This window comes from Methylobacterium sp. WL12, from assembly GCF_008039475.1.
Lineage (GTDB): Bacteria > Pseudomonadota > Alphaproteobacteria > Rhizobiales > Beijerinckiaceae > Methylobacterium > Methylobacterium cerastii.
Window position 1 is genome coordinate 1 of record NZ_VRUW01000132.1, and the last position, 9,352, is coordinate 9,352.

Here is a 9,352-nt window from a genome sequence, read left to right on the forward strand (position 1 = left end):
ATGTCGACGCTGCGCTTGCCGCCGCCACGCTTGGCTGGAGGGATCAGAGGCTCGATCAGCGCCCACTCGTCATCCGTCAGGTCGCTCGGATAACGAAGCTCGCTTCGATCGTAGCGGGTCCGGTTCTTAGTCGTCCACATCGGCAGCCTCCACACAGGCAGCCTTGAATCACAAACCCCTCACATCACTCAATATGTCGCCGGACAGACACTGAGGTTGGACGATGCGTGTTCTGCTGGTCGAGGATGATGCGTCGGTAGCGGAGAGCATCGAACTGATGCTCAAATCCGAGCGGTTCGTGACCTACAGAACCGACCTCGGTGAGGAGGGTGTCGATCTCGGCAAGCTCTACGATCACGACATCATCCTGCTTGACCTAAACCTGCCCGACATGTCGGGCTATGAGGTGCTCAGGAAGCTCCGGCTCGCCAAGGTGAAGACGCCAATCTTGGTCCTGTCGGGCATGGCCAGCATCGAGGATAAGGTGAAGGGGCTCGGCTTCGGCGCCGACGACTACCTCACCAAGCCGTTCCACAAGGACGAGCTCGTCGCCCGCATCCACGCCATCGTCCGCCGCTCGCAGGGCCACGCCGAGGCGGCGATCACGATCGATGACATGACCATCAACCTCGATCAGAAGATCGTCGAGATCGGCGGGAAGCGGGTTCCACTCACCGGCAAGGAGTACCAGATGCTGGAACTCCTTGGTTTGCGGAAGGGCACGACGCTCACCAAGGAGATGTTCCTCAACCATCTCTACGGCGGCATGGACGAGCCCGAGCTGAAGATCATCGACGTGTTCATCTGCAAGCTGCGGAAGAAGCTCGCTAACGCCAGCCAGGGTAAGAACTACATCGAGACGATCTGGGGCTGTGGCTACGTGCTTCGTGAGGGTGCGCCGGAGATGCGAGCTATGGCGAGCTAAGCAGCCTACCCCTTTAACTTCAGCGTATTAGGCCGTGTGGACGGATTTGATGAGGATGAATGCGAGGGCGAGGGGGACGAACGCTGCGAAGCTCGCTTTGGTCTTCTCGCAGCGTAAAGCGATGCGTTTGAAGCGTTTGAGCTTTCCGAAGGTCTGCTCGATGCGCGCCCTGGTCCGGTAAAGGGCTTTTGGGAAGAAGACGGGTCTCTTCTTGGCGTTGGCTTTGTAAGGAATGATTGGAGCGATGCCGCGGACGCGGGCGGCGGCGCGATTGCGCTTGCTGTCGTAGCCTTTGTCGGTGACGGCGGCGCGGGGCCTCACGTCCGGCCCGAGATCCAGCAGCGTTTCGAACTGTGGACTGTCACCGGCCTCTCCACCAGTTAGGACGAAGGCGAGGGGCAGGCCGGAAAAGTCGGTCTTGAGGTGGATCTTCGTCGAGAAACCTCCCCGCGAGCGGCCGAGCGCCTGATCCTGCTGCCCCCCTTTGCACCGGCCGCCGAGACGTGGGCCCGGACCGCCGTCGAGTCGAACATCTGCACGAAGTCGGCGGTGGAACTCAGTTCGGCCAGCGCCTCGAAGAAGGCATCGATCGTCCCGTTCTCGCGCAGTCGCCAGAACCGTTTCCAGATCGAATTCCAGTTCCCGAACTCGGCCGGCAGTGTCCGCCACGTCACGCTCTGCACCGTGAAATAATGCAGCGCTTCCAGAAACCTACGGTCGTCACGGCCCTTGTCACCCCGTCGCGAGCGAACCGCGCGGAACACCTCCAGGGCGATCGTCCAACCCGCGTCCGTCATCCGTGTCAGCATGAGCAAGCCTCCCCAAAACCGACACCCTATGAATCATCGATCCGCCGGCTCGGGAAGCCCGTCGTCACCAATCCGTCCACACGGCCTAGCTCGGGCAGGGTAAGCGCTTCTCTTTCCCGCCTCGTCGCTTCGTTGCGGATTGCCATCGGGATAGTGGCAGCCAACGCCGCCAGACTTCCCCCGAGGGGCATCGTCAAAACCACAGCGATGACACCGTAATCCGTCATCCAAGCAGCTGTTGCCAGTCCGCCGAAAAGGGCCGCCAACGCAAGCACAATCATGACATCCTCCTATGCAACTTTTGGTTGCACTGGATCATGCTCAAAGAAAGACCGGAGTTCCAGTCCGCCGCCCCGCACGAGTACGTAGCTGTTGGTAGGGTAAACCTCATCGCCTTGGGCGCAGGGTCGATGAAAAAGGTGAACTGACCTACGGGACCGCAGCGAGTGTATCAGCTGCCATACGACTGAGCAGGATCTCACGTCTGGCCTGCTGGAGAGCGATACAGGTTAGCCTCACTCAACCGCCAAGCGATCGGCTGGGATCATAGTGAAGTGCTGCCGCCTCTCACCCTCCACGACCCTAATCCGGTCCTCATTAAGCGGCGGGCTTCTGGTTTAGGGGCAGCCGTCTTGGTGACGTGTGATCCTCCCCCGGTTCCACGGACACCTCTGATACGCTCCTTGCGGGCGGGGAAGGTGTTTGATGGCAAAGACGAGACGCGAGTTCACGCCCGAGTTCAAACGCGAGGCGGTAGCGCTGCTGGAGAGCAGCGGCCGCCCGCAGATGCAGATCGCGGCCGAACTCGGGATCCAACCCTCGATGCTGAGGCAGTGGCGCACGGGGCTGATGGGTGGCTCCCTACCGCCGCGGGCAGCAGGTTCACCGGGCGCCGCATCCGCGAGCCCGGTGGCTTCCCCCTCCGACCAGGCGGCCGAGATCACTCGCCTGCGGCGTGAACTCGACCGGACGCGCATGGAGCGCGACGTCCTAAAAAAAGCGATCGGCATCTTCGCGGAGATGCCCAAGTGACGTTCGCCTTCATCGAGCAGCATGCGAGGGGCGTGTCGCAAACTCGGATCTGACACGCGGAACGAGCTTTGGCGTCCCGCTTTCACCCTTTGTTCGCCTGGGGAAGCCCGAAGCAGATTGCAAGCAGCCGGTTCTGCTCGCGCACCGTCCATGCGCCGGCCAACCCGAAGCCCTTGCGCAGCCAGAGCAGGGCCTCGAAGCCGCAGATCGTGCGCCGCGCCGTATTGAACGAGCGGAAGCCACCGACCCGCGGCATCGCCCGTTTCACCCGAAAATGATCGCTCTCGATGCCCTGCTAGGTGCTTGGTGACGTAGTGGATCGGCGTGCGCGGTAGTAGGCCTGCCTTCCGGCTCTCGGCGATAGCTGGCGGGTACGGGCCAGCGCCATCCGTGCCGATGCGGTCCGGGGCGAGAAGAGGCTGATCCGCCAGCATCTTGCGGAAGAACCGCTTGGCGGCGTCGAGGTCGCGCCGGGCCGTGAGCAGGAAGTCTACCGACGTGCCGTGCTTGTCGATGGCCCGGTAGAGGTAGCGCCACTGACCGCGAACCTTGATATACGTTTCGTCGATCCGGACCGACCCGCAGTGCGGCCTGCGGAACTGCCGCAACCGCTTCTCGATCAGGGGCGCGTAAGCCAGAACCCAACGGTTCAGGGTGCTGTGATCGACCTCGACGCCGCGCTCCAGGAACAGCTCCTCGATGTCGCGGTAGCTCAGCGGATAGCGCAGGTACCAGGAGACAGCCTGCACGATGAGCGCCGCCTCGTAGTGCCGGCCTTTGAAGTCGGCCTTTGCGCGCTGCTTCAACTTCGCGGCGATGGCAGACAGGATCATGGCCGGCTCCAGGGCGGAGGCGGCAAGCTGGTCAGGGATGGCTAACGATCCGTAAACGAAGGCCTGCTCGCGTTTGCGACAGCCCCGGTCAAGGGACAGGGTCGCCGTGTTTGGCTCACGCGGAAGGATGACGCGCGTCCCAATAAGCTTCGGTCGCGCGTCATCCGAGCTGGTCGAGGCGATCATAGAGCGCGGCAAGACGGCTTTGTGTCACCGTGGATCGATGATGGTGTCAGCTTGCAATGGCTTGCATTTGGCTGATGCCTTCGCGCAGCACGTAGCCACGACCCCAGACCGTCTCGATGTAGTTCTTGCCGCCCGATGCGGTCGCGAGCTTCTTGCGCAGCTTGCAGACGAAGACGTCGATGATCTTCAGCTCGGGCTCGTCCATGCCGCCGTAGAGGTGGTTGAGGAACATCTCCTTGGTCAGTGTCGTGCCCTTCCGCAGGGCAAGGAGTTCCAGCAGCTGGTACTCCTTGCCAGTGAGCGGAACCCGCTTCCCGCCGATCGCGACCAGCTTCTGATCGAGGTTGATGACCATGTCGTCGATCGTCACGGCCGCCTCGGCATGCCCTTGCGAGCGTCGGACGATCGCCTGGATGCGGGCGACGAGCTCGTCCCGGTGGAAGGGTTTGGTGAGGTAGTCGTCGGCGCCAAAGCCGAGGCCCTTCACCTTGTCCTCGATGCTGGCCATCCCTGAGAGGATCAGGATCGGGGTCTTCACCTTGGCCACGCGCAGGCTGCGCAGCACCTCGTAGCCGGACATATCGGGGAGTGTCAGGTCGAGGAGGATGATGTCGTAGTCGTAGAGTTTGCCCAGATCGATCCCCTCCTCACCGAGATCGGTGACGAAGGGATTGAACCCGGCCGTCTTCAGCATCAGCTCGATGCTCTGCGCCACCGCCGCATCGTCCTCGATCAGCAGAACCCGCATCGTCCGTCCCCGTAAGTGTTAAGATCCACTAATGCGTGATCCTTAACAAATCCCTGTTTTGCAGTAGGGTCCGTATCAGCGCCTTATCGGCCCATATTCGACTTGTTGTCCTGCCAAAACTTAACTAAGACAGGTCATAGCAGTCGATTATAGGGCAGTATATTTCATGTTGGACGAAGCAGTGGCAGACACAAACAGCAACGTTTTGGCGATGGCAGCCGATATCGTCTCAGCCTATGTCTCGAACAATCACGTTCAAGTTGGCGAGCTGCCGAACTTGATTGCCAGCGTCCATGCTTCCCTGAGCCGCCTCGGCGGTGAGGAGCCGACGGCGGCGCCCGAACCTGAAAGGCTGACGCCCGCTCAGATCCGCAAGTCGATCACCCCGGATGCGATCATCAGCTTCGAGGACGGCAAGGGCTACAAGACGATGCGGCGTCATCTGACCCTCCGCGGTCTGACACCGGAGGCCTACCGCGCCAAGTGGGGCCTGCCTGCCGACTACCCGATGGTGACCACGAGCTACTCGGCAAAACGCTCCGAACTCGCCAAGAGCCTCGGTCTGGGGCAGCTGCGGCGCAAGTCGGCAGCGGATGCGGCCGACGGTTCGTAAGGGGGGCTGGAGCGCCCCGGCCACAGGGTTAATGAAGCGTTGCCGTTCACGCCTCGTTCCCGTTGTGGAAAACCCGCGAAGCAGTCAGTTTGGCCCTTGTAGCGGGGCACAGCATGCACATTCGAGCCGGGGAGCGGCTGCGCCTTACACTGTGGGGCGCGGGGAGCCGCGCTATGGTCAGTCTCAACACCTACGCGGTGACCCAGCCCGCGTTGGAGGGGCTTGATCCGACGGAGGACGGCTTTCACCACGACGTCACGTCGTGGCTGCATGACGGCTTCAACACCTTGACGGTCGTGTTGATCGGGCCGCCGGGCGAGGTCCCGTTCCGCATGGTGGTTCGGCATGGCGACCAGGCCGAGCACGTGCTTGATGAGGCCGACTTTCTGCCGCTGGCGACGCCCTGGCGGCTCTGGACGCTGCGTATCGAGCGGGCAACGGCTCCCAGCCAACGTCTCTCCGGCCTTGGTCACGCCCAGCCGCGGCGGATGGCCAGCGATCAGATCATGCCAGGTGCTGTCGGCGGCGGCATGTCCTTGCGCGTCGACCAAACCAGGGCGCCGGCCTCGTTGGTGAGCATGGCGACACCAGACCAGCCCTCGAGGATCGCCTCAGCGAGAAACCTCCCTTGAGCGATCGCCTGATCTCCCGAGCTCGCCTCGATGTGGATGTGCCGCGTCTCGATACGCCCGCCACCATCGCGAGGACGGCGCAGGACCCGGAGTTCGAACCCAGAAGTGGGTACGCCTGCAAGCTGTGGCATGGCGCCGACTCGTAAAACGATTTGTTTGGCAAGGACATAGCCAAACAGGCGTGGTCAGGACTCTTTTTGGATGTTGAGGGCCTTCTTTTTTAAAAAATGCGCTGAACCGGGATCGATCGTGTCTCTGAGTGGCCCAAGATGATCTCAGCTTGTAACAGTATAAGGACAGCATCGCGTGCCTATCCCTCAGCGCCAGCTCGCTGCATCGATCCGGACTGCACAGCATATCGCTGATCGCGATGCCATCGCCGCTTTCGTATTGGATGAGGGCACGGTGTTCGCACCCCATAATCCGTTTTCACGAACCAGTGTCGGTGCACAGCGTCAGGTTTGGACCGGGTACCAGCGCGAGTTCTACTTCTCGAACATCGCCTCGCTTGGGCTGGCGTGTTTGCTGAACGCCTTATGCGCCCGTCCCGATGACGAAGCGATTGTTCAGGAGATCCTCCAGGCCGATGGCTGCCGAGCTTACGTGTATCATCCGGGCGACGGCTGCCAGATCGTCGGGGCCGTGCTGCATGCCAAGGGGACCGGAGCCCTACCGGTGATCAAGCCACTTCCACGGGGTGGCCGGCGGGGCAGCAGGCAGAGATCGACGCTTCAGCTCGACTTGTTTGCGGTCGGGTAGAGCCCCCGAAACAGGTCGCCCATCGCCCGACAGTGAAACAGGGTGCGCCAGCGTCGACGCCGATGCTCGGGGCGATCGTGGTTGATGTGACAGCGTTGGCAGAAGGCTGCGAGGTTGCGGTCGCGGTTGTTGGTGGTGTCGTGATCGCGGTGCGCGGCAGCCAGCACAACGCGGGTCGTACGGATGCGACCGAGATCTTCGATCGTCGGCAGGCTGCGCAGCGTACGGCCCTGTCCATCGCGCCACGCACCGATGCTGGCATCCCACCAGCGCCCATCACCGAGATGGTACACGGTCAGCCCATGGGGCCGACCGCAGCCCTCGCAGGCGCCGCCCGCCCGCCCGAAGCGGATCGCCGCGGAGAGTTGTGGCCAGTCGATTGGGTAGAAGAAGCGATGCTCGCGCCGGATCGGCATGATGCGAGTCTGTCACAGCTCGACCGGCAGCGCAGCCGTTGAATGAATACGACCCTTAGCCAAAGGGAGCCGTTTGCATTACAACGTCATGCAAACGGAGGCTCCAATGGCCAATGCGCTCGTGCAAACCCGGATTGACCCAGCTCTGAAAGAGGAGGCCGCAACCGTACTGGCCGCGATGGGACTCACTGTGTCTGAAGCGGTTCGGCTGATGCTGACGCGTGTGGCACGTGAGGGGACTCTGCCATTTGAGCCCCTCATTCCCAACGAGGCGACGATTGCTGCGATGCGCGAAGCCCGCGCCGGCGGCCTGCGCCGCTTCGACAGCGTGACGACCCTAATGACCGACCTCGATGCGGACGATTGAGCGAACAGGTCAGTTCAAGCGCGACTACAAACTCGAGATGAAGGGATAGCACCGCGCAACCCTCGTTCCAGATCTCACCGCTGTGCTGAGCGCTCTCGTTGCCGACCAGGCGCTTCCACCGCGTCATCACGATCATGCCCTGATTGGCAATTGGCGCGATCACCGAGATTGCCACGTCAGACCCGATCTTGTGTTGATCTATCGGCTGCCTGATGAGATGACGCTAAAGCTGGTCCGCCTTGGCTCTCATGCTGAGCTTGGACTTTGGGATTTACTATCCTGTTTAAACGCTCATCAATACGATGCATTTTTATCGAGAATGCTTCGTATTCTTCAAGATGGGAGGATTTCGATGGTGATCCCGAGACTCTTAGGAAGGTCGGCCCAGGCTTTCTGAGTGGTGAGCGCGACAGCGTTTCGCTGCTGTGCGAGGGCAAGGCAGGCATGATCGCTGAGGGAGAGATCGAACGCCTTGAGAAGCGGTCTCAGCATGCCTGTGGCCTGAGCTTGAGCGTCGTCGAAGGCATCGACCCGTAGGTGAAGTCCCCCGACAGCCTGGGCGATGCGATGTTGGGAGCCGCCGGCTTCAGCGAGGGTGGCGTAAACTTCGGACAGGGCGACGGCACTGATCCAGGCGCGTGGCAGGACCGTGATCACGCGTTGCGTCCCGGCTTCACCCTTGAGCAGGCAGAGCAGGGCTGAGGCATCGAGGACGAACGCTTCAGTCATGCTCGGCCTCCTGGTCCGGATCGTTTGCGCCATCCTGGCTCAAGGCATTTTCACCTGACGCATCGTCGGGTCGGAATGTGCCGACGATTGATTGAGCCAGGCGTACGGCCGAGGTGAGCGATCGGACATGAAGTCCGTCCTCATCCAATTCGATGATGACGGTATCGCCCACCTCGATCCCGAGTTTGCGCCGGAACGCAGCCGGAATGATCAGCTTACCCCCATCGATAATTTTAACCGCCTGCGATGCCATCACAACCTATCTACGGGTACCTGAATCTTACTTCGTACCCAAGGATTCATATCACATCAAGACAGCACGGCTCAGATCAGGGAACTATGGTCCTGGATCTGCGCATATGGCTCGACCTTCAGCTCTGATGGCGATCCAGCTTTGGGATGAAACATCAGTGAATGACTAAAAGCGCATCGCTACCGCATCTTGAGTCACTTAATGACGGTTTGCCAACGATGACAGATCGTAGAATTTATGACGGCTTGTGATACAACAGCTCGGCCGTTCGGGGGCCATCGCTCCATCTGTCACGCAATCGCTCGTTTGCGTGACAAACACGATCCTTGAGCCGTCCCCTAACAGCACGTGTGCTGAGCGGGTCTACGAGGCCGGTGGCGCTTCCCAAACGATGCAAGGGTCCGTGATGCTGATGCTCGGCTATATGCGCGTGTCGAAAGCCGATGGTTCGCAGACGACCGACCTACAGCGTGATGCTCTGATCGCCGCGGGCGTTGAACCCGAGCGCATCTACGAGGATCACGCCTCGGGCAAACGCGACAATCGCCCTGGGTTGGAGGCCTGTCTCAAGGCACTGCGCGAAAACGATGTTTTGACGATCTGGAAGCTCGATCGCCTCGGCCGCGACCTGCGCCACCTCGTCAACACCGTCCACGATCTCACCAAGCGCGGCGTCGGGCTCAAAGTGCTCACGGGACAAGGTGCCAACATCGATACCACCACCGCCAATGGCCGTCTGGTGTTTGGAATTTTCGCGGCGCTGGCGGAGTTCGAGCGTGAGTTGATCATCGAACGGACCAAGGCGGGGCTCGCCTCAGCGCGGGCGCGAGGCCGCAGCGGCGGGCGTAAGCCGAAGATGACTGCTGCTAAGCTTCGCCTTGCTCAAGCTGCAATGGGTCAGCCAGAGACTAAGGTCGCCGACCTCTGCATCGAACTCGGGATCACCCGTCAGACCCTCTACCGGCACGTCGATCCCAAAGGTCACCTCAGAGCTGATGCCCTCAAAATCTTAGGCAGAAAGGGTATTTGATACAATCTAATCTTGATATC

General features: G+C 61.2%; 12 protein-coding genes and 4 pseudogenes. 8 read left to right on the forward strand and 8 right to left on the reverse strand.

What is annotated here, in order from left to right; all coding sequences use genetic code 11:
- A pseudogene (locus FV226_RS25925) lies at positions 1–140 on the reverse strand (IS5/IS1182 family transposase); the annotation flags it as partial.
- Between the two features lie 83 nt (positions 141–223).
- On the opposite strand from FV226_RS25925, the gene FV226_RS25930 reads away from it, so the two are divergent.
- A complete protein-coding gene (locus FV226_RS25930; RefSeq protein WP_147765187.1) occupies positions 224–925 on the forward strand; it encodes a response regulator transcription factor CtrA in 702 nt (233 codons plus the stop codon).
- Between the two features lie 27 nt (positions 926–952).
- On the opposite strand, the gene FV226_RS25935 is transcribed toward FV226_RS25930, so the two are convergent.
- Entirely contained in the window at positions 953–1,594 is a 642-nt protein-coding gene (locus FV226_RS25935) for an IS5 family transposase (RefSeq protein WP_147765188.1), read from the reverse strand.
- Between the two features lie 166 nt (positions 1,595–1,760).
- Positions 1,761–2,015 carry a hypothetical protein gene (locus tag FV226_RS25945; RefSeq protein ID WP_147765189.1) on the reverse strand — a complete coding sequence of 85 codons (255 nt, stop codon included), beginning with the start codon at positions 2,013–2,015 and terminating at the stop codon, positions 1,761–1,763.
- A gap of 424 nt (positions 2,016–2,439) precedes the next feature.
- Here FV226_RS25945 and FV226_RS25950 point away from each other — a divergent pair.
- Positions 2,440–2,795, forward strand: a pseudogene (locus FV226_RS25950) (transposase); the annotation flags it as partial.
- A 53-nt stretch (positions 2,796–2,848) separates the two neighbouring features.
- Here FV226_RS25950 and FV226_RS25955 read toward each other — a convergent pair.
- Together FV226_RS25955 and FV226_RS25960 are read right to left on the reverse strand one after the other, a co-directional pair.
- Positions 2,849–3,599 (reverse strand): annotated as a pseudogene (locus FV226_RS25955) (IS6 family transposase).
- Positions 3,600–3,831: 232 nt separating this feature from the next.
- Positions 3,832–4,533 (reverse strand): response regulator transcription factor CtrA, encoded by a 702-nt coding sequence (locus FV226_RS25960; protein ID WP_147765190.1) that lies wholly within the window; start codon positions 4,531–4,533, stop codon positions 3,832–3,834.
- 166 nt (positions 4,534–4,699) lie between these two features.
- On the opposite strand from FV226_RS25960, the gene FV226_RS25965 reads away from it, so the two are divergent.
- The 3 genes from FV226_RS25965 to FV226_RS25975 all read left to right on the forward strand — a co-directional run bounded on the left by FV226_RS25965 (position 4,700) and on the right by FV226_RS25975 (position 6,537).
- On the forward strand, positions 4,700–5,146 hold the full coding sequence (locus FV226_RS25965; protein WP_147765191.1) for a MucR family transcriptional regulator: 447 nt from the start codon (positions 4,700–4,702) through the stop codon (positions 5,144–5,146).
- A 173-nt stretch (positions 5,147–5,319) separates the two neighbouring features.
- Positions 5,320–5,778 carry a hypothetical protein gene (locus FV226_RS25970; protein ID WP_147765192.1) on the forward strand — a complete coding sequence of 153 codons (459 nt, stop codon included), beginning with the start codon at positions 5,320–5,322 and terminating at the stop codon, positions 5,776–5,778.
- Positions 5,779–6,084: 306 nt separating this feature from the next.
- Positions 6,085–6,537 carry a hypothetical protein gene (locus tag FV226_RS25975; RefSeq protein WP_147765193.1) on the forward strand — a complete coding sequence of 151 codons (453 nt, stop codon included), beginning with the start codon at positions 6,085–6,087 and terminating at the stop codon, positions 6,535–6,537.
- On the opposite strand, the gene FV226_RS25980 is transcribed toward FV226_RS25975, so the two are convergent.
- A complete protein-coding gene (locus FV226_RS25980; RefSeq protein ID WP_147765194.1) occupies positions 6,510–6,953 on the reverse strand; it encodes a hypothetical protein in 444 nt (147 codons plus the stop codon). The genes FV226_RS25975 and FV226_RS25980 overlap by 28 nt on opposite strands.
- A gap of 106 nt (positions 6,954–7,059) precedes the next feature.
- Here FV226_RS25980 and FV226_RS25985 point away from each other — a divergent pair, with 106 nt between their 5' ends.
- Both FV226_RS25985 and FV226_RS25990 read left to right on the forward strand, forming a co-directional pair.
- Complete coding sequence (locus FV226_RS25985; protein WP_147765195.1) at positions 7,060–7,320, forward strand: type II toxin-antitoxin system RelB/DinJ family antitoxin; 261 nt, start codon at positions 7,060–7,062, stop codon at positions 7,318–7,320.
- Positions 7,307–7,585, forward strand: a pseudogene (locus FV226_RS25990) (type II toxin-antitoxin system YafQ family toxin); the annotation flags it as partial. The gene FV226_RS25985 and the pseudogene FV226_RS25990, both read left to right, overlap by 14 nt.
- Before the next feature lie 68 nt (positions 7,586–7,653).
- On the opposite strand, the gene FV226_RS25995 reads toward FV226_RS25990, so the two are convergent.
- Both FV226_RS25995 and FV226_RS26000 read right to left on the reverse strand, forming a co-directional pair.
- Positions 7,654–8,049 carry a type II toxin-antitoxin system VapC family toxin gene (locus FV226_RS25995; protein WP_147765196.1) on the reverse strand — a complete coding sequence of 132 codons (396 nt, stop codon included), beginning with the start codon at positions 8,047–8,049 and terminating at the stop codon, positions 7,654–7,656.
- A complete protein-coding gene (locus FV226_RS26000) occupies positions 8,042–8,302 on the reverse strand; it encodes an AbrB/MazE/SpoVT family DNA-binding domain-containing protein (RefSeq protein ID WP_147765197.1) in 261 nt (86 codons plus the stop codon). Before FV226_RS26000 ends, FV226_RS25995 begins: the two co-directional genes overlap by 8 nt.
- A 409-nt stretch (positions 8,303–8,711) precedes the next feature.
- Between FV226_RS26000 and FV226_RS26005 the strand changes: the two genes are divergently transcribed.
- Positions 8,712–9,332: a recombinase family protein gene (locus tag FV226_RS26005; protein WP_147765198.1), complete on the forward strand. Its 621-nt coding sequence runs from the start codon at positions 8,712–8,714 to the stop codon at positions 9,330–9,332.
- Positions 9,333–9,352: the final 20 nt, after the last annotated feature.

What these genes read in the sequence shown, in the direction of transcription:
- FV226_RS25930 (WP_147765187.1), top strand. Translation starts at nt 224, where the DNA reads ATGCGTGTTCTGCTGGTCGAGGATGATGCGTCGGTAGCGGAGAGCATC.
- FV226_RS25945 (WP_147765189.1), bottom strand. Translation starts at nt 2,015, where the DNA reads ATGATTGTGCTTGCGTTGGCGGCCCTTTTCGGCGGACTGGCAACAGCT.
- FV226_RS25960 (WP_147765190.1), bottom strand. Translation starts at nt 4,533, where the DNA reads ATGCGGGTTCTGCTGATCGAGGACGATGCGGCGGTGGCGCAGAGCATC.
- FV226_RS25965 (WP_147765191.1), top strand. Translation starts at nt 4,700, where the DNA reads ATGTTGGACGAAGCAGTGGCAGACACAAACAGCAACGTTTTGGCGATG.
- FV226_RS25970 (WP_147765192.1), top strand. Translation starts at nt 5,320, where the DNA reads ATGGTCAGTCTCAACACCTACGCGGTGACCCAGCCCGCGTTGGAGGGG.
- FV226_RS25980 (WP_147765194.1), bottom strand. Translation starts at nt 6,953, where the DNA reads ATGCCGATCCGGCGCGAGCATCGCTTCTTCTACCCAATCGACTGGCCA.
- FV226_RS25985 (WP_147765195.1), top strand. Translation starts at nt 7,060, where the DNA reads ATGGCCAATGCGCTCGTGCAAACCCGGATTGACCCAGCTCTGAAAGAG.
- FV226_RS25995 (WP_147765196.1), bottom strand. Translation starts at nt 8,049, where the DNA reads ATGACTGAAGCGTTCGTCCTCGATGCCTCAGCCCTGCTCTGCCTGCTC.
- FV226_RS26000 (WP_147765197.1), bottom strand. Translation starts at nt 8,302, where the DNA reads ATGGCATCGCAGGCGGTTAAAATTATCGATGGGGGTAAGCTGATCATT.